Source organism: Povalibacter uvarum (assembly GCF_014202975.1).
Lineage (GTDB): Bacteria > Pseudomonadota > Gammaproteobacteria > Steroidobacterales > Steroidobacteraceae > Steroidobacter > Steroidobacter uvarum.
The window spans coordinates 381991-400979 of sequence record NZ_JACHHZ010000005.1 but is presented as its reverse complement, the minus strand read 5'-3'; the positions used below and the strand labels follow the sequence as shown (position 1 = coordinate 400979).

The window sequence follows — 18989 nt, the reverse complement described above, 5'->3', positions numbered from 1 at the left end:
GAGATCAGTAGTACGTGTCACTGGCGCTGGCCATCTCACGCATGCGCGGCGTGACGAGGTATTGAGGTCCGAGAGAGCCGTAGCGTTCGGAGAGTGCGACGACGTGCTTCAGGCCGAGCCAGTCAGCGTACTTGAGCGGACCGCCCAGGTACTGCGGGAAGCCGACACCGAGCAGCATGGCCATGTCGAGCTCTGGCGCGCTGGCGACCACGCCTTCCTCCAGGCATCGGGCGGACTCGATGATCATCGGCAGCATCATCCGCTCGATCATTTCCTGCGGCGAGAACGCTTTGGGTCCACCCTCCTGGATCGAACGCAGCAGCTCGTAGCTTTCGGGCGAGGCGAGTTTGCGGGGCTTGCCCTTCGGATCGGTCTCGTAGCGATAGAAACCGACGCCGTTCTTCTGTCCGAAGCGACGGTTCTCGACCATCACGCCGAGCGGATCCTTCCACGTACGACGCAGGCGATCCGGGAATCCGGCACAGATGATCTGCGCTACGTGAACGCCTGTGTCCATGCCGACGACATCGTTGAGATACGCAGGACCCATCGGCCAGCCGAAGCTCTCGAGCGCTTCATCGACTTTCTCGAAATCAGCGCCATGAGCAATGAGCTGCCCGAATCCCTGCATGTACGGCGTCAGGATGCGATTGACGAGGAATCCCGGACCGTCCTTCACGACGATCGGTGTTTTCCCGAGCGCCAGCGCATAGCTGACGATCGTCGCGACAGCGGCATCGCTGGTCCGCGCGCCGCGAATGACTTCGACGAGAGGCATCACGGGCACCGGATTGAAGAAGTGCATGCCGACGAAGTTCTCCGGCCGTGCGAGCGGCACGGCCAGATCGTCGATGCGAAGACTGGACGTATTGGATGCGATCACGGCGTCCGGCCGCACGAGCGCTTCGACTTCGCTGAGAACCGCGTGCTTGATCTTTAGGTTCTCCACAACCGCTTCGACGACAACGTCGGTGGTATCCACGCCCGCGTAGTCGAGCTGCGCACCGATAGCCTTCAACACCGCGTCCGCTTGCTCCTGACGGAGCCGGCCGATCGATACCTGTTTGCCGACGAGCTTGCCCGCCTCCGACGATCCCAGGTCGAGCTGCTCCTGGCGAATGTCCTTCATGCGAACGGGGATGCCGCGTGAAGCACTGGTGTAAGCGATGCCGCCGCCCATGATGCCGGCGCCGAGCACCGTCGCATTGCGGATCGGCCGCGCGCCGCGCGCGTTTGTCTTCGATGCTTTCTTCACGAACTGATCGTTCAGGAAGATCTGCACGAGCGAGCTTGCTGCCTGCGTCTTCGCGATTCGCGCGAACGCATCAGCTTCGAGCTGCAGTGCTGCGTCGCGTCCGTAAGGCGCCGCCTGTTCGAGCAGTTCGACCGCCGCGAGTGCAGCGGGCTGATGCCGCGGAGAGCGTCCAGTGATCGCCGTCTTGGATGTGGCGAACAACTCCGCGAGACCGGCTTCTGCCACCGGTTGCAAGCGCGCCTCGCGGCGAGTACGCCAGCCCGTTCCGGCGGCTGCCGCCTTCAGCAGATCGATCGCCTGCTCTCGCAGCTTCGCAGGCTCGGCGATCGCATCAGCGACACCGACCTCTTTCGCAGCTTCCGCTTTCGAAGGCTTGCCCGAGGTTATCCATTCGATAGCGACCTTCATGCCCGCGATTCGCGGCAAGCGGACTGTGCCGCCGAAGCCTGGGAACAGGCCGAGCTTCACTTCCGGCAGCCCCGCCTGCGCGGCCGTCGACATCACGCGAAAGTCGGCAGCGAGCGCGGCTTCGAGCCCACCGCCCAGCGCGAAGCCGTTGATCGCAACGACCACAGGCACCGGCAGCGCTTCGAGCGCAATGAACGCCTTGTTCGACTCCATGTTCGCCGCCGCCAGCTCCGACGGCGGCAGGCTGAACAACGCGCCGAACTCAGTGATGTCCGCGCCGACGATGAACCCATCCTTGCCGCTCGACATCAGCACGCCGCGAACACCCGCGTGTCCGGCGATGGCAGCAACCGCCTGCTTCAACTCGTCGACCGTGCGCTTGTCGAACTTGTTGATCGCTCCGTCCCTGGCGTCGAAGCAGAGCTCCACGAGCCCGTCACCGAGTTCGCGAACCTGGATCGACTGACCGTCGAACACGCCCGCGCCGGCAGCCGCCTGCGAAACAGCATTCATGCGAAATACCCCTGCGCCGCGCCGAGTCGACTGCGGCATTCGTTGACCATGCGCTGGATGAGCTCGCCGCAGGTGGGCACGTCGTCGATCAGTCCGACAACCTGGCCTGCGGCAACGATGCCGCCATCGGGATCTCCGGCCTGCAACGCCGCGCGACCGCGTTGCCCCGCGACCAGATGACGGATGTCCTCGAACTCGCAGCCTCGCTTTTCGGTCTCGACGACCTCGACCGAGATAGCGTTCTTCAGCACGCGCGCCGTGTTGTGCAGCGTCCGGAAGATCAGTCGCGTATCGCGCTCCGTCGCCGAAACGAGCGCCTGCTTGATGTTGTGATGGATCGGCGCTTCCTGCGTCGCGCAGAAGCGCGTGCCCATGTTGACGCCCTCGGCGCCGAGCGCGAGCGCACCCGCCATGCCTCGCCCGTCGGCAATACCGCCGGAGGCGATCACCGGGGTCGAAAGCCGACGCGCCGCGGCAGGAATCAGGACGAGACCGCCGACGTCATCCTCACCGGGATGTCCCGCGCACTCGAATCCGTCGATGGAGATCGCATCGGCTCCCATGCGTTCGGCCGAGATCGCATGTCGCACAGAAACGCACTTGTGAATGATGGGAACGCCCGCTGCTTTCGCCTTGGCGAAGAACTCCGGCGGCACCTTGCCGGCCGTTTCGATCGCCGCCACTTTCGAGCTCAGAATGACGTCGAGGTATTCCTCGTACGGCGGCGGATTGATCGACGGCAGCATCGTGAGATTGACGCCGAACGGTTGGTCCGTGAGCGATCGGCAACGACCGATCTCATCGCGCAGCGCCTGCGGCGACGGCTGGGTCAGCGCGGTCAGAATTCCGAAGGCCCCGGCGTTGGAAACGGCCGCTGCCAGCTCCGCGAGGCCTACCCACATCATCCCGCCCTGGACAATCGGGTAGCGCACTCCGAGCAACTCGGTAATGCGGGTTCGAATGGTCGTCGTCATCGTTGCGTCGCAATCCCCCCTGACGACCCGCAGAATGGCGGGCGGGAGAGCGGCGCGCATCGTCCGTTGCGACGAGGGAGGGGCCTTTCCGGACAGGAGAAGAAGGGATTCTCCACGGGGCACACGGGGATCACGGGGCGGAAAAGGCGAATGCGCGTTTAAACAGAGTCCACAGAGAAAGAAGTTCCTTCTGCCTTTCTCTCTGTGGGCTCTACGGCAAATTCTCTCTTCCTCTTGCCCCCGCGATCCCCGTGTCCCCCGTGGAGATCTTCATTCCGGATCTTCTTCCGATCTCCTAGAGGGTCTTCAAGTACTCCAGCAGCGCCCAGCGTTCGGTGTCGCTCAGGGTCTGCGTGAAGTCATGGCCGCCGTTGCCATTCCCGTAAAGATGGCTGTTGAAGACCATGCGCGACTTGATCTGCTGATCAGAAATCGGCGGCGGTGTCTGGAACGCCAGGTTCAGATGCTCGGCCGCGACGTTGCTGAACGCGGAGAACACTGCGTCGATCGGTGCAAAGCCATGGTCGCAAGGCAGGAACGGCGACGTGAAGATCGAGTTGCTGCAATTCACAGCCGTGTACTTCCAGCCGAGCTTGCTGAAGTCGTAGGAAGCAAAGCTGTAGTCGTAGCCCTGGTTCTTGCCGCCCCAGCCGGCCGCCGTGTACGGACGCTTCCAGACCTTCGGCCGATCAGCCGGCTTCAGGATGCCCCAGAGATTGGGCACGCTGGCATTGTGCAGGTACGGCGCCATGGCCCACGTACCGTAGAGCGGCGGCGCGATATAGCCGGTGGGCTCAATCCATTCATTCGGACCGAGCGGTGAATAGATCGCTCCGCCGTTGTTGTAGATCGAACGCGGCACACGACGCAGTTCGCTCGCGACGATGCTGTCGGAAGGATAGCCCTGCCAATCCGGGCTCAGTTCGTTGTACGCCCACCAGGAGCTGTTCCATGCGCGACGCTGACGCTCGTCGGCCATCAGTTCCTTGCGGCGCGGATCGGTGCGGATCGTCTCGATCGGCGTAATCACGCCGGCGACGCCCTTCAGGCGCGGATCCGGAAGGTAGTTCGGATCAGCAGCGTGACGCGGCGAATAGACGCCATGACAGCTCGCGCACGAACCATTGCCCTGAGGTCGTGGGATGCTGGCGTTGCCGTTCGACCACAAGTCGCGCTCGTGGAAGATCACAGCACCCTGCTCGGCGAGCGACGTGTTGATCGGCTTCGGATACTTCGGCGGCGACATGGAAATGAGGAACGTGTTGATGTCCTCGAAATCCGTTCGCAACGCGCGGCGCTGCGCAGCACTGCGCAGAATGTTGGCGACGCCGAACGCGCTTTCGGAATGCACGTTGTCCGATGTCAGCGCACCGTCCCAGAACTGGCGAGTCTTGAATCCGCGATGGAACCACGCTGGCGCTTTCGTCATGCCACCATGCGGAGTGTCCGCTGTGTACTCCAGCAGACTGGGCGCGAACACGAGGTTGTCCATGTCCCAGAGCGCGGGCAGCAGCGAGATCAGCGCGATCGCATCGTTGCTGCCGCGACCCGAACTCCACGGAACCGGCAGCAACACGCCGATGGATGTGATCGGGGTCGTGCGGAACATGTCGGAGGCGAGCACGCCAGCATCGTTCGCGCTGTTGGGCAGGCCCCAGACGAAGTTCGCCTCGCTCTCGCTGCCCAGTCTCGAGTCATGACAGGCCGAACAGGACGCGCCGATGAGACCCGTCCAGCGACCGTTGTCGTCCTTGCCCTGGATCAGGCCCAGCGGCAGCTGTCCGCTGCCGCCGTTCGTGCGGTTCGGATCTTCGCCCGGCAGCGGATAGGGATTGCGGAACGGCGCGGGATACAGGCCATAGCGCTTTGCCACCTGCTCCTGAAAGTCCGGCGGACGGACCCACAGGCCCCACTGCTGGTAGATGTAGTGATACTCGGACGCAAGCGCCATGGGCTGGAAGTACTGACGCTGTTCGAGGTTGTAGCGACCGCGTGCGGCAGCGGCACGAAATTCGCCGCAGTTCTGCGGCCGCGGCGGCAGGCGATTCACGAACGGTGCGGGTGGATTGTGCAGATCCACGAACCACGCGTTGAACTGAATCGCCGAGTTGGGATTCGTGTTCACGCCCGGTGTGACGAGTCTGCGCGGGTCGATGGGCAGCGGCGTACTATCGGGTTTGCCGTTGCAGGCTGCCGCCAGCGGCGCACGGATATCAGCCTGGTCGAGTAGCGGTAATGTCTGGGCGCCGAGCGGCGCGCTTACGCATGAGAGAGCTGTCAACAACGCGGCAGCCCGTCTGGCTCCATTTGCCATGGTCCTGTCCCCCGCAATCGTCGTTTATCGATCTGTGATGCCCGCGGAGTCCTCCGCGGGCGATAGGTACGCTAGGACAGGCCCCGTTTTTGTACATCGTCTGAACTGACGATTTATCGATTGCGGTGCACAGGCACGATAACCAACGTAAAGAGAACGAGTGAATGTCAGCCCTCCCGCCAGATCGAACTCCCGTCATCGTCGGTATCGGTGAAATCACTGACAAGCCAGGCGACCTCGCGCTCGCCCTGGAGCCGATCGCGTTGATGGAACAGGCGCTGCAGAGAGCAGCATCGGATGCGACGGGCAACGGCTCCGCGCTTCTGCGGCAACTGGACTCGCTCGACGTCGTTGCCGAGTACTCCTGGCCTTACACCGATGCGTTGTCGCTGCTGACTGCGCGTATCGGCCACAAACCTCGACGGCAGTTCTACGGGACCGCTGGCGGCGAGAGCCCCGTGCGATTCATTCACGAAGCAGCCCGACGAATCGCGAGTGGCGAAAGCGCCGTATGCGCAATCGTTGGAGCGGAAGCCGCACACAGCGCCGCAGCCGCTGCCAAAGCAGGCGTTTCGCTGCCCTGGGAAGCACGTGATGCGCACGCGAAGCTGGTTCGCGGCAAGGATCTGTGTCATCCGGTCGCCGTCCGTCACGGAATGATGCAGCCGGTGCAGATCTATCCGTTGTACGAAAACGCAGCGACTGCTGCGTGGGGTCAGACACCTGCGCAGGCACAACAGGAATCAGCTGAGCTGTGGTCGCGATACTCCGCGGTCGCCGCCGACAATCCCTACTCCTGGCTGCAACAGCGCTTCACACCGCAGCAGATCGCAACGCCGGCACCGGACAACCGACCGATCGCGTGGCCGTACACGAAGCACATGGTCGCGAACCCATTCGTGAATCAAGGCGCGGCGGTGCTGGTGACTTCCCTGGCGAGGGCGCGCGAACTCGGCATCGCACCGCAGAGACTCATTTATGTGTGGTCGGGCGCCAGCGCGAACGAACCGACGGACTACCTGCAACGCGATCAGTACCAGCACTCATCGGCTCAGGACGCGGTGCTCGATGCTGTTCTCGCACAAGCAGGCGGCGATGCTTCGCGATTCGCACTGGTGGAGCTCTACAGCTGCTTCCCCATCGTGCCGAAGATGGCGCGGCGCCGTCTCGGTCTGCCCGCCGATGCGCGGATGACTTCAACGGGTGGACTGAGTTTCTTCGGTGCGCCGCTCAACAACTACATGACTCATGCTGCTGCCGGGCTCGTACGACAACTGCGCACGCAACCCGGAAAGCTCGCGTTGCTGTATGGCCAGGGCGAGTACGTCACCAAGCATCACGCACTGATCCTGTCCACGTTCGCGCCATCGCAGAACGTACTCGAGACCGATCCGAGCGTGCAATCGATCGCGAACAGTCGCCGCGGCGAAGTGCCATCGTTGATCGAGGACTACGAAGGTCCGGCTGCGATCGAGACGTTCACGGTCGTATACGACCGACACGGCGCGCCGGAATTCGGCACCGTCATCGCGAGAACGACGGCCGGTGCACGGTTGATGGCACGCGTTCGACCAGACGATGCCCGCGCGCTCGCCCGGCTCACTGCAGCGAATGCTTCGCCGATTGGAGCCCCCGGCCATACCAGCCGGGGCGATGATGGACTACTGACCTGGAATGCTGCATGAGCGAACCTGTTCTCGTCGATCGCCGCGACGACGTCGCGATCGTCACTCTCCACATGCCGGAGAAGCGCAACGCGCTCGGCGAAAAGCTGTATTCAGCGCTGTCGAAGACGCTCACCGAGCTGCAGGACGATCTGTCGCTCCGTGCACTCGTGCTCTACGGCGGCAAGCAGTTCTGCGCTGGCGGCGATTTGAGCTCGATGACTGTCACGCCGCTCGCGATGCGCCAGGCCATGGGGGTTGGCCATCGATCGGTTCGTGCATTGGTCGGCGGCCGCCTGCCCGTCGTCGCTGCCGTCGAAGGGAACGCGTACGGGGCGGGCTTCTCGCTCGCGATGGCTTGTGACTTCGTCGTGGGCGATGAAACGACGACGTTCTGCGCAGCGTTCGGTCGCGTCGGCCTCACGCCGGACTACGGCTTGCTATGGACGCTGCCGCAGCGAGTTGGGATCGCGAAAGCGCGCGAGATGCTCATGCTTTGCGATCCGATCAAGGGTGAAAAGGCGCACGCACTGCAACTGATCGATCGATTCGTGGAGTCGGGACACGTATTCGATGCTGCTGTCGCACTTGCTCAGCGTCTGGCGCTTGCACCACCGGCAACGATCTCGACGACGAAGGCCATTCTTTCGCGCCTGCCGCTCTCGCTTGACACGATGCTGGCCTGGGAAAGCGACACTCAATCGCTCCTCGTTCGCACCAACGACGTGGCCGAAGGCATTCGTGCCTTCGCCGAGCGGCGCTCGCCACGCTTCCGGGGAGAGTGATGACTACCATCGCCGCACCTCAGCCGATGCGTCACCGGATCGAAACGGTGCCGCAGCATTGGCGGCAGCTGGAGGAGTATCTGGCGAGCCGGGGCATGCAGCTTCGCCTCGATACAGACCCGCAGCAGTTCGCCGGCGGCTTCGCCAATCTCAACTACCTCATTCATATCGACGGCAAACCGGCCGTGCTGCGTCGACCGCCTCGCGGCCCCTGGCCGCCGGGTGCTTACGACATGGGGCGCGAGTTCCGGATCCTGTCGCGACTCTGGGAGCGGTTCCCTCTCGCTCCTCGTGGGCTGCATCTGTGCGAAGACGCACGCGTCATCGGCGTGCCGTTCCAGATCGTCGAATACCGAGCTGGTATTTCCGTGCGCGACTCGCTGCCCGAACCCTTCTGTCGCGATGCGGCAGTCGCTCAGCGACTGGGTGAAACACTCGTCGATCTGCTGGCCGAACTGCATCGTGTCGATGTCGCCGCTATCGGTCTCGAGAATCTCGGCAAACCGAACGGCTTCCTGGTGCGAGCCGCGGAGGGCTGGATCAAGCGCGCGAGCCTCGCGGTCGAAGGGTGGGCCAGCGCGGGCACACAACAGCTGATCATCGAGCTCGCTCATTGGCTGCGCGAACACCAGATCGAGAGTCACGGCGCCGTACTGCTGCACAACGACTTCAAGCTCGACAACGTGCTGCTCGATCCGCAATCGCTACGGCCGCTCGCGGTGCTCGACTGGGATCAGGGCACACGAGGCGACGGCCTGTACGACCTGGCGATCCTGCTGAGTTACTGGACGGAGCGTAACGACCCGCCCGCGATGCATCAGATGGCTCAGATGCCGACGGCGCAGCCTGGATTTCCCTCTCGCGAACAAGCTGCATTGCGCTATGCGCGTGCGCTGGGCCGGGACCTCTCCGATTTCCGCTTCCATCGCGTGCTTGCGCAACTACGCACCGCAGTCATCTTTCAGCAACTGCATGCGCGGTGGCGCAGCGGTGAAACGCAGGATCCGCGTTACGCGGCGTTCGCAGAGCTGGGAGAGGGGTTGCTCGAGTTTGCGGTGTCGATTGCGCGGGGGCAGGTGTTCTAGGTGACCGCCGTCATCCCCGCGAAAGCGGGGATCCATCGGGCTGGCCAGCTAGCAGGCTAGCCAGTAGGCAGAACAAGGCATGGATTCCCGCTTTCGCGGGAATGACGACTGCGGCGACTCACTCGACGACCGCGGCGATTCACTCGACGACCGCGGCGATTCATCTCGCCGCCAGCGTCTCCACCACCGCCTGATTTCCACTTCGCTTCGCGCGCTCGATTGCATCGAGACCATCCGCTCCCTTGCGATCGCGCTGCGCTCCCGCAGCGAGCAACAGCTTCACGATCTGCACGCGATCCGCTGACGAAGCCTGTGACCAGACCGGCGGACGCCCCACGGCATAGTGAAGCGCGGTGTACTTCCCGTCATTCGCAACGTTCGGCGAAGCGCCGGCTTCGAGCAGAATCTTCACCGCCTCCGGCACTCCGGCTTCTGCCGCCATCATCAGCGCCGTCACTCGCGTCGGTCCGCGACTGACGAGCACGTTGCAATCAGGACGCTTCGCTGCGACGAGTCGCAACACGTTCAACGCTTCGGCCTGTTGCTTGGGATCCGGTTCATCCGTGCGCCCGGTCAACGCGGTGCCGTTCATCGCAAAGAACGCCGCGGTAACCGCATTGCCGATTGCGCCACCCGCACTGCGATTCGGATCGGCGCCCTCGTCGAGCAGCACCTTCACCGCAATCGGTTTGCGAGCCATGACCGCGGTGATGAGCGGCGTGCGTCCTTCGCCCAGATCACCATTGATGTCAGCGCCGGCATCGAGCGCGGCACGGGCCATTTCGACATCGCTCGACATGATCGCAGTCGCGAGCCGCGAGTCTGCTTCGGGGCTCGCGACAGCGGCGGAGCCGCAGGAAATCAGGGCCATGGCAGCGGCCACGCGGAAAAACGAGTTCATGGAACCTCTTCGTGGATGGGTCGACTGTGTACATCTTCCGCGCCGCACACGAACGCGACATCGCTCGAAGGAGCCACAAATACGGGGCGAGAGAGCCAGGGCGCGCCGAAGCGCCTGAATAGCCGGGAATTCCCTTGTACACAGCGTGCACTGTACTGCCGGATTTCAGGATTTCTGCGGCTGCGCCGGGCTGGGGTGTTCCCTTACTATGCGCGCGCAGCCGGTCCGGCCTGCACCCAGCAATGAGCACAGCCATGTCGTGGACCTTTTCTGAACGCGCGCGAAAACTGACCAGCTCGGCCATTCGCGAAATCCTCAAAGTCACCGAGCGGCCCGAAGTCATTTCGTTTGCCGGTGGATTGCCCTCCCCCGCAACGTTCCCGGTCGACCGCATTCGCAAGGCTTGCGAGGACATTCTGACGACGGCGCCGTCACCGGCGCTGCAGTACGGCCCGACCGAAGGCTATCTGCCGCTGCGCGAATGGGTTGCGGAGCGCTACAGCAAGGACGGCGTGAAGATCGGCGTGAACCAGGTGCTGATCACGACGGGCTCGCAGCAGGGCCTCGATCTGCTCGGCAAGGTGCTCATCGATGTGGGCAGTCGCGTGCTGGTCGAGACGCCGACGTACCTTGGCGCGTTGCAGGCATTCTCCTTGTCGGAGCCGACATTCGTGTCCGTGCCTTCCGACGACAGCGGCCCGATTCCGAGCGCACTCACACGCGATCTCACCGATGGCGCGCGCTTCATGTACTGCCTGCCCAACTTCCAGAATCCCACGGGCCGTCGCTTGCCGACGGACCGCCGCCAGCAGCTCACGAAGATCGCCGGCGAAGCGGGCCTGCTCCTGCTCGAAGACGATCCGTACGGCGCACTCTCCTACAAGGGTGAACAGTTGCCGACGCTGCTTTCGATGAATCCGCAGGGCGTCGTGCACATGGGCTCGTTCTCGAAGGTGTTCGCCCCGGGCTTCCGCGTCGGTTACCTCATCGCTCCGGAAAAGCTGCACGGGAAACTCGTGCAGGCGAAGCAGGCCGCGGACTTGCACACACCGAGCTTCACACAGCGCGTGGTCCACGAAGCCATCAAGACCGGCTTCCTCGACGATCACATTCCGAAGATCCGCGAGCTCTACGCCAGCCAGTGCCGCGTGATGCTGGAGGCGATGAAGCATCACTTCCCCGCGAGCGTTCAGTGGAACGAACCGGAGGGCGGCATGTTCATCTGGGTGAAACTGCCGAAAGGCGTCGACAGCATGAAGCTGCTCGACAAGGCGATCGCGCAGAACGTCGCGTTCGTACCGGGCGCGCCCTTCTTCGCGAACGAGCCTCAGTCGAACACGCTGCGCCTGTCCTTCGTCACGGTGCCGCAAGCCAAGATCGAGGAAGGAATCGCGAAGCTCGGCGCGCTGCTCAAGAGCGAGATCGGCGGATAAAGAAACGCCGCCCGCGGCCCGATCGGTCGCGAGAACCATCGAACAAGACCGTGCGCCGGATCACGGCGCAGGTCATTGTCACCGCGGCCGCATCCCGTGTAGTGTGCGCATGCACGTCGTGATCGCGACCTCATTCGCAACGAGCGTGCGACATAAGAAATAGAATTGCGGGAACCAGTCACGATGAGCGGCAATCCCTACGCACCCCCGGCGGCTGTTGTCGAAGACATTCCTGAAGCCGTCGAAGAGGCACCGTATTTCGCCGTTTCGGTGACCAAGCTCATCGTGCTGATGATGTGCACGTTCGGCCTCTACCAGATCTACTGGTTCTATCAGAACTGGCGCCGGATCAAGCAGCGCGATGGCAGCACCATCATGCCGGCGATGCGTTCGATCTTCAGCATCTTCTTCTGCTACCAATGCTTCGATCGCATTCGCCGCGACACGGATGCGGTCACCGGGACCACATTTGCCGCCGGACCGTTGGCGAGCTTCTGGATCCTGAGTCAGTTCCTGTCGAACCTGCCTGATCCGTACTGGCTGATTTCGATCCTGGCCTGTCTCGTGTTCGTGCCGGTACAGCTGCAGGTGAATCGCTACAACGAGCAGGTGGCGCCGACCCACGATCGCAATGGATCGTTCTCCGCCGCGAACTGGATCTTCGCCATTCTGGGCGGCGCGATGTTGCTGCTCGTCATGCTGGAATTGCTGATGCCCGGGCTGTTGGTGCCGGCGACGACGGATTGAGACGTCAGCGGCGCCTGCCCGCCTGGGCGGTCCGCCGCAGCCGGGTGAACTCCGAGAACTCCCAGGCGCGCAGCGCAAGGATCGCCGTGCAGCCGTTGCGATCATCGAGCGGCAGCCGCGCGTCGTTGTGGGCAAGCACTTCGAATTCCGCGGCGAGTCGCTCGATACCGGACTTGAATCGCCGCAGCGAATCCTTCGACAGCAGACCGCCGATGAACCGGAACTCGTCGCCGTCGCCGTCGAAGCCGGCATTGAAGAACTCCGGCGCGACGCGTCGCACGAAGAATCCATGGATGGGTCCATCCTTGCGCCACGAGAAATTTCTCGATGTCCGCTTGCGCAGCCGCTGCGGCTTGCGGAATTCCGCGATGCCCAGCTTCTCGAGCTTCAGCACCAGATCGATGAGCTCCGCATCGCTGATCTGGAACGTCGATACGATCTCCGGGAATTTCCAGTCGTTGACGATCAGGTAGGTCACCAGCAGGAGCTTCGGATTGGCCACGAGCATCCGCTCCTGCTCGTCGCTCAGCCGCGTGATCAGCCGGCTCTCCTGCGGATCCTGCAGCAGATCCTCGAGCGCGACGTCGAGTACTTCGCAGATGCGATCGAGCCGCTGCAGCGTGAACGCACCACGGCTGAGATCGCGCTTGATCGTGGGCTCGCTGACGCCCAGCCGCTTCGCGAGCTCGCGATAGGTCACGTCGTCGGCCCGCAGTCGCGCTTTCAGGTTGCGCACCAGGGTTTTCGAATCCGCCATGCCGCTTCCCTCCGGTATCACCAGACGATACCCGGGGTTCCTCCGGGTGTCACCTCCCGCAGACCGTTGGCGCACCGCCAGCGGACAATCGCAGTCTCCGTGCCGCGGCAACCGGCCGCGCTGCGAGGAGCCTTCCGAAACCCGATGTGCGTGCAATTCCAGTCGGTCTTCCTCACGTCCGCAGGTACGTTCCTGCCGGGCCCGCCCGTGGGCAACGAAGCGATGGATCAGTTCATCGCGCCGCTCGATGCGTCTTCCGCGCGAATCAAGCGGCGCATCCTTGCGGAGAACGGCATCCAGACACGCCACTACGCGATCGACACCAACGGCAGCACGGTATTTCCCGCGGCGACGATGGCTGCTTTTGCGGCGGCCGATTGCCTCGCGGGGAGCGATGTCGAGTTGTCGCAGATCGACGTGCTCTGTACCGGAACGTCCGGCGGCGATCTCGGGATGCCGGGCTTCGCAAGCATGGTGCAGGGCGAACTGGCCGCCCCGCCTGTTCATGCGAGCAGCCATCAGGGAGTGTGCGCATCCGGCGTCGCGGCGCTTCAGCACGCCGCAAGCACACTCGAACTCGGCGGCGGCAAGAACGCACTGGTCGTCACCAGTGAGCTGCCGTCGCGCATGTTCAAGCGCTCGCGATTCGCGCCGCGTGGCTACAAGAGTGACTTCGACGCTCACTTCCTGCGCTGGATGCTGTCTGACGGTGCGGGTGCATGGCTGCTCGGCAAGGAACCGGCGGCGACGGGCATTTCACTGCAGCTGAAATGGGTTCACAGCCGATCGTTCGGCGGTGATCTGCCCGTGTGCATGCAGATCGGTCAGTCCGCGGACAATCCGAGCGACTCCTATCTCGACTATCCATCGCTCGCGGACGCCGAGGCTGATGGAGCCTTCCTGCTGCGGCAGGACATACGTTTGCTGCCGCACCTGTTCGAGCTCGGCATTCATGAGTACGCACAGCTCGTGCAGCGCGGGCACATCGATCCCAAGAGCATCGAGCACTTCCTGTGCCACTACTCATCGCGGAAATTCGCCGGTGTCGTCGAAGACCTCATGCAGAAGGCCGGCCTCGCGATTCCGACAGACCGCTGGTACAGCAATCTGACCTGGCGCGGTAACACGGGCGCCGCGTCGATCTTCATCATGCTCGCGGACTTCATGCGCGAGCGCACGTTGCGCCCCGGCGAACGCATCCTGTGTTTCGTCCCGGAATCAGGCCGCTTCACTGTCGCGTTCATGATGTTCGAAGTCGTCGCGGCCCAGTCGGTGACGACCTTGCTGCCCGGCAAGAGCGAACCGCCGCATCTGGCGCAATCGGCCCCGGAACCCTTGCGCCCGTTGCTGACGGAGCTGGCGAACATCTGGCACGACTACCGTTCGCGAGCGTGGCGGACGAATCTTCTGAATCGCATTCGCAGCGCCGACTTCAGCCGGGCGGACTACGTTCGCTGGATGTCGAGCTGGATTCCGCAGGTTCGACAGGGTACGCAATGGATGCGCGCAGCAGCAGCCCAGCTCGATCCGAAGTTCGCTGCATTGACCGAACTCATGCGCACTCACGCCGCGGATGAGCAATTCGACTACCAGGTGTTATTCGAGGACTACCGTCGCGCAGGCGGCACCGAGTCGAACATCGACAGCCTGCGGCGCAATCCAGGGGGCGAAGCGCTCAACGCCTATCTGCATCGGCTCGCGAACGATGCCAACCCCCTGGGGCTGCTCGGCGCCACCTACATCGTCGAGGGAACGGGCCAACGCATCGTGCCCGCCCTGCTGCCGCTGTTGCGCAAGCTCGATGACATCCCGCAGAGCGCGTTGCGATTCCTCACCTACCATGGCGAGAACGACACGAGCCATCTGCAGCGGTGGCTTCAGGCAGTGGAGATCGCGGTGACGATCGATCCCGCCTGCGCGAGGTCGATCATCGAGGTCGCCCGAACGACAGCGGATCTGTACCTGCTCCAGATGGAGCATGCGCTATGAGCGAGCTGCCCGACTTCCTGCGACAACCGCATGATCCGCGCGATCCCAGTCCGTGGCTCGCGTTGTATCTCGATCGGAGCCTGCCGCTCGCTGAAGAGTGCAAGCGCGCCTGGCTGACGGATTCGAGTTCCCGATCGCGGCAGTTCCTGCTGCCGCTCGTGCGACCGTTCGCACGAGCGGCGGTCGTCCTCTGCCAGTGCGCGCGCATCGTGCTGCCGCGTGCACTGACGTCTTCGCGGCTGCTGCATCGGCTGCTCGAATGGAACATGCGCACGTGGCTGTCGCCGCAGGCGAATACGCTCATCTTCCGTCACTTTCACCTCGGATCGGAGATCCTGAACTTCATCGCGCGCAACACCCGGGGTGTCTCGATGTCACTGACGCCGCTGAAGCCGCAGGAGCTCCGCGACGTGCGCAACGACCTCTACCTGCAGCACGATCTCAACTTGTTCAATCTCGTGATCGAGCTCAACCGGCAGCTGCGCGAACAGGGGCTCGAGATGGCACCCATCGACGAGCTGGACTTCAGCGGAATCAGCGAACAACCGCCGGCGTTCGAAGCCATGCCCCGACGCTGGACCAACTTCATCGACTTGCAGACGGCGATCGAGCTCTACACGCCGGTCTATCAGCTGTTCCTCAGCGACAACGACTTCTGGCGCGCCTCGAACTCCCTGCAGCTCGACGAAACGATCGGGCTGTATGTCGCGAAGCTGTTGAACACGCCGTGGACAACAGGGCTCATCAACAATCGCCACCCGATGGTGCCTGAATCGACGCTGCGTGCCGGCTATCGCCTGGTGCTCCACGGTCTGGCGACCGAGATCCAGCACGCCATTCTCGTGGAGCACAAGAAGGCGCAGCGCAAAGTCCGAGCGAAGTCACCGGCTGCGATGAGAATGGAAGTCTGCGCATGAAGTGGCCCGGTCTCGCAGTCGCGTCGCTCTCAATGCTTTCAACCGTGAGCATCGCCTGCGAGTCCCCGACCGATCCCGCGCAGGAGCACGTGGTCGTATTGCATGGCCTCGGCCGATCCGCTGCCTCGATGTTCTTCATGGCGAAGGGCCTGGAGCGCGCCGGCTACGATGTCTGCAATATCGACTACACATCGTCCGCTGCATCGATCGAAGAACTGGCCGCCAACGAAGTGCTGCCCGCAATCGAGCGTTGCTGGACGCTACGGCCCGAGCGCATTCACTTCGTGACTCATTCGCTCGGCGGCATCGTCGTCCGACAATTGGTCGCCGATGGCAGCCTGCCGCACATCGGCCGTGTCGTCATGCTCGGTCCGCCGAACCAGGGCAGCGAGCTCGCCGACACCCTCGTGGCCTGGGAAATTCCCGAGACATTGCATCCACCCGCTGCACGGCAACTTACGACAGGAGGTGACTCGCTGCCTCGGCGACTGGGCCCGCCGCCCTTCGAAGTGGGCGTCATCGCTGGCGATCGTTCGGTCAATCCGTTGCTGTCGCGACTGATTCCGGGGCCGGATGACGGCAAGGTGTCGGTGACTGCCGCGAAGCTGGAGGGGATGCAGGATTTCCTGCTGCTTCACACGACCCATACGTTCATGATGAATCGGCGGGAGGTGATTGCGCGGACAATTTGTTTTCTGCGGTCGGGGGCGTTTCGCTCCGTCACACCCGCGAACGCGGGTGTCCATCTGAATTCAAGACATGGACTCCCGCTTTCGCGGGAGTGACGGAGTTACATCCCCAGCAAATCCATCTGCCGCGTGTCCCCGATCACTTTCTCGAAATCGAGCCGCAGCGTCGCCAGCACCGGCTCAGCAACCGGCTTCACCTGCTTGGTGACGTAGTGCTCGCGATCGATCGGATGCTGGATGTTGTCGATCGGTTCGGCGCCGCCAGTGGTCATCACGTAACTGATCGTGCGACCGAGCGGCTGCGATGATTTTCGCGCTGCCGCGACATGTGGCGGCGTCGTTGCCGTGTACTCCTCCGCATCCTTGCGGAGCCCTTTGCGATAGACGAGCGCATCGTCGAACTCCCCGACGCGCAGTCGTCGAACGACGTCGGCGAGATACACATCCACCGGTTGATCGGTGAACAGCCGTTGATACAGCTCGCGCTGAACCTGCTTCGCGAGCGGCGTCCAGTCGCTGCGCACGACTTCCATGCCGACGAACTCGGCTGAGTCGCGGCCGTGACGCATTCCGGCGTAGCGCTTGCTCGCGCCCCGCGTGCTGTTTCGGGCCTGCGCGAGAAACAACCGCGAGTACAGCTTCTCGAATCTCAGTTCGAGCCGGCTCGTCACTCGCCAGCGTTCTTCGATGTAGCGCGCGATCTGCGCACTCAGGGTGACTGCGAGCTGGCGACCCTGCTCCTGCGCCGCCGCCGGATCATCGACACCGGAATGCACGAACAAGCTGTCGGTATCACCGTAGAGCACGACGAATCCCGCCGCTTCGAACCAGCGCTTCGACCACAACAGCATTTCGCGCCCCGTCCCCGTGATCGAGTTCGCGAGGGCCGGATTGTAGAAGCGGCACGCGGGCGTGCCGAGCACGCCATAGAACGAGTTCATCAGGATCTTGATGGCGTTCGATGCGATGTCGTCGCCCGCCTTCCTCGCCGCTTCCCGCCTTGGGAACAGATCGTCGAGCATGCGCGGCAGGATTGCGGGTTCGCGCCGGAATGCGCCGCCCGGCAACTGGATCAGATCGTCGGTCGCGGCGGGATTCGCGACATACGACAGCGGATCGATATTGAACGTGCGGATCAGGCTCGGGTACAGGCTCTTGAAGTCGAAGACCCAGACGTTGCGATGCAAGCCGGCGATCGGCTCGAGGACGTGTCCGCCCTGCTGCGCCGCGTAGACGCTCGAATCGCTCGAACGCACGCTCGGCGCCACGATCCGTCGATGCTCGAGCTCCGAGAGATAGAGGAAATCGAACGACGCAATGCTGGCGGCCACCCGATCCGGCGTCATGCCGCTCAGCTGGCTGCGAGCTAGCGCAAGCTGCACGACGTTCAGCTTCTCCACGATCTGGTACGCAAGCCGTGCGTCCGTGCGTGCGTAAAGCGCAAACGCCGGCAAATCGTTCCGATAGTTGTGAATGATCTCGCCGAGGCGATCACGCACGTCACCGTGAACCGCCTTGCCCTCGCCGACGACTCCTCGCGCTACGGCATCGAGCGAGTAGTCGTCCATGCGAATGAACGCACCGCGCAACAGATCGATGCCATCGAGCACGAGCCGACCGGGCACGTTCGCTTGCCCGCTCCCGAAGTAGCCTTCCGGTTTGCGGATTCGAATGGGCCCCGAATCGCGTCCGAGGACGAACGGATGACGTACCCGCGCCGCAATGCGCTGCAGGACACTCAGATCGAAATCGATGATGTTCCAGCCCGTCAGCACATCCGCGTCGTAGACGCGCACCCGCTCGCAGAACTTCTCGAGCGCGGCGTACTCGTTCTCGCAGCGAATGGCTCGCTCGGGCATCTCGCGATTGCTGCTGTCGACGATCAGCACCTCGTCGATGCCGGGCGCATACATCGAGATGGCCAGCAACTTTTCGCCCTTGGCGTCCGTCTCGATGTCGAATGAAAAGACCCGGGGTTCGATCGTCAGCATCGCGGGCCGGATGACTGGATTGTCGAAGACCCAGGTGATGCCCTTGCCCGGCACTGCCTCCCCTTCGATCACGCAACTGCCCTTGATGCCGCGCTCGATCAGGTAGCGCATCGCGAAGCGCACGTCGGCTTCGAAGGTTTCGATGCCCGCCGCATGCAGCCGGTCGCGGATTGCCGGAATGTCGGAAGGCGTTTCGGCCTCGATCCGGCACACGGGCTCGCCATCGAAGGTCCGCCGATCAACGGGTTGCGGCTCGGGAATTCTCAGTGGCCGGGCCCTGCCCGCATCCGCCGCTCGAATGTAGAAATGCGGCCGCTGCCGGTCGTCGCGGACCAGGAACGTACCCCCATCCTCCAGCCGGCCATGGATATGTATGACGGGGACCTGCCCCGCCGGGCCGGATATGACCCGGTAGCTCGCCTGAAGAATGAAGCCGCGCACGTTCATGGCGGCCATTGTGCCCTGCCAAAACAGCGCGTTAACAAATCATGACGGAAGCTGGCACGCCCGCCGGTGAAGTTGGCTATTGCACCGGGGCGTTACGTGGGTAGGCTTGCGATACAGACC

General features: G+C 63.3%; 14 protein-coding genes. 8 read left to right on the top strand and 6 right to left on the bottom strand.

The features are described 5' to 3' along the window. Window positions 1-4: 4 nt before the first annotated feature. The 3 genes from fadB to roxA form a co-directional block, all read right to left on the bottom strand. Window positions 5-2176 carry a fatty acid oxidation complex subunit alpha FadB gene (fadB, locus tag HNQ60_RS21200; RefSeq protein ID WP_221304358.1) on the bottom strand — a complete coding sequence of 724 codons (2172 nt, stop codon included), beginning with the start codon at window positions 2174-2176 and terminating at the stop codon, window positions 5-7. After that, window positions 2173-3138 (bottom strand): NAD(P)H-dependent flavin oxidoreductase, encoded by a 966-nt coding sequence (locus HNQ60_RS21195; RefSeq protein ID WP_184334990.1) that lies wholly within the window; start codon window positions 3136-3138, stop codon window positions 2173-2175. The genes fadB and HNQ60_RS21195 overlap by 4 nt, the downstream gene beginning before the upstream one ends. A 307-nt stretch (window positions 3139-3445) precedes the next feature. After that, complete coding sequence (gene roxA, locus HNQ60_RS21190; protein WP_221304356.1) at window positions 3446-5431, bottom strand: rubber dioxygenase RoxA; 1986 nt, start codon at window positions 5429-5431, stop codon at window positions 3446-3448. Window positions 5432-5628: 197 nt separating this feature from the next. Between roxA and HNQ60_RS21185 the strand changes: the two genes are divergently transcribed. Genes HNQ60_RS21185 through HNQ60_RS21175 form a run of 3 tightly spaced genes read left to right on the top strand, consistent with a single transcriptional unit; the run spans window position 5629 to window position 8998 of the window. Then, window positions 5629-7149 (top strand): acetyl-CoA acetyltransferase, encoded by a 1521-nt coding sequence (locus tag HNQ60_RS21185; RefSeq protein ID WP_184334774.1) that lies wholly within the window; start codon window positions 5629-5631, stop codon window positions 7147-7149. Further along, window positions 7146-7913, top strand: coding sequence for an enoyl-CoA hydratase/isomerase family protein (locus HNQ60_RS21180; protein WP_184334773.1), 768 nt, complete (start codon window positions 7146-7148; stop codon window positions 7911-7913). The genes HNQ60_RS21185 and HNQ60_RS21180 overlap by 4 nt, the downstream gene beginning before the upstream one ends. Further along, complete coding sequence (locus HNQ60_RS21175; protein WP_184334772.1) at window positions 7913-8998, top strand: phosphotransferase family protein; 1086 nt, start codon at window positions 7913-7915, stop codon at window positions 8996-8998. Before HNQ60_RS21180 ends, HNQ60_RS21175 begins: the two co-directional genes overlap by 1 nt. Window positions 8999-9158: 160 nt before the next feature. Here the strand turns inward: HNQ60_RS21175 and HNQ60_RS21170 are convergent, their stop codons facing one another. Then, window positions 9159-9899 (bottom strand): ankyrin repeat domain-containing protein, encoded by a 741-nt coding sequence (locus tag HNQ60_RS21170; protein ID WP_184334771.1) that lies wholly within the window; start codon window positions 9897-9899, stop codon window positions 9159-9161. 242 nt (window positions 9900-10141) lie between these two features. Between HNQ60_RS21170 and HNQ60_RS21165 the strand changes: the two genes are divergently transcribed. After that, window positions 10142-11332 (top strand): aminotransferase-like domain-containing protein, encoded by a 1191-nt coding sequence (locus tag HNQ60_RS21165; protein WP_184334770.1) that lies wholly within the window; start codon window positions 10142-10144, stop codon window positions 11330-11332. Between the two features lie 183 nt (window positions 11333-11515). Continuing rightward, a complete protein-coding gene (locus tag HNQ60_RS21160) occupies window positions 11516-12079 on the top strand; it encodes a DUF4234 domain-containing protein (RefSeq protein WP_184334769.1) in 564 nt (187 codons plus the stop codon). 4 nt (window positions 12080-12083) lie between these two features. On the opposite strand, the gene HNQ60_RS21155 is transcribed toward HNQ60_RS21160, so the two are convergent. After that, entirely contained in the window at window positions 12084-12836 is a 753-nt protein-coding gene (locus tag HNQ60_RS21155; RefSeq protein ID WP_184334768.1) for a helix-turn-helix domain-containing protein, read from the bottom strand. 144 nt (window positions 12837-12980) lie between these two features. On the opposite strand from HNQ60_RS21155, the gene HNQ60_RS21150 reads away from it, so the two are divergent. Genes HNQ60_RS21150 through HNQ60_RS21140 form a run of 3 tightly spaced genes read left to right on the top strand, consistent with a single transcriptional unit; the run spans window position 12981 to window position 16527 of the window. Then, window positions 12981-14825: an iron-containing redox enzyme family protein gene (locus HNQ60_RS21150; protein WP_184334767.1), complete on the top strand. Its 1845-nt coding sequence runs from the start codon at window positions 12981-12983 to the stop codon at window positions 14823-14825. Continuing rightward, complete coding sequence (locus tag HNQ60_RS21145; protein WP_184334766.1) at window positions 14822-15742, top strand: DUF6999 family protein; 921 nt, start codon at window positions 14822-14824, stop codon at window positions 15740-15742. Before HNQ60_RS21150 ends, HNQ60_RS21145 begins: the two co-directional genes overlap by 4 nt. Next, window positions 15739-16527 carry an alpha/beta fold hydrolase gene (locus HNQ60_RS21140; RefSeq protein WP_221304354.1) on the top strand — a complete coding sequence of 263 codons (789 nt, stop codon included), beginning with the start codon at window positions 15739-15741 and terminating at the stop codon, window positions 16525-16527. The genes HNQ60_RS21145 and HNQ60_RS21140 overlap by 4 nt, the downstream gene beginning before the upstream one ends. A gap of 5 nt (window positions 16528-16532) precedes the next feature. Here HNQ60_RS21140 and HNQ60_RS21135 read toward each other — a convergent pair whose 3' ends face one another. Continuing rightward, window positions 16533-18878 carry a DNA polymerase II gene (locus HNQ60_RS21135; RefSeq protein ID WP_184334765.1) on the bottom strand — a complete coding sequence of 782 codons (2346 nt, stop codon included), beginning with the start codon at window positions 18876-18878 and terminating at the stop codon, window positions 16533-16535. Window positions 18879-18989 lie beyond the last annotated feature (111 nt).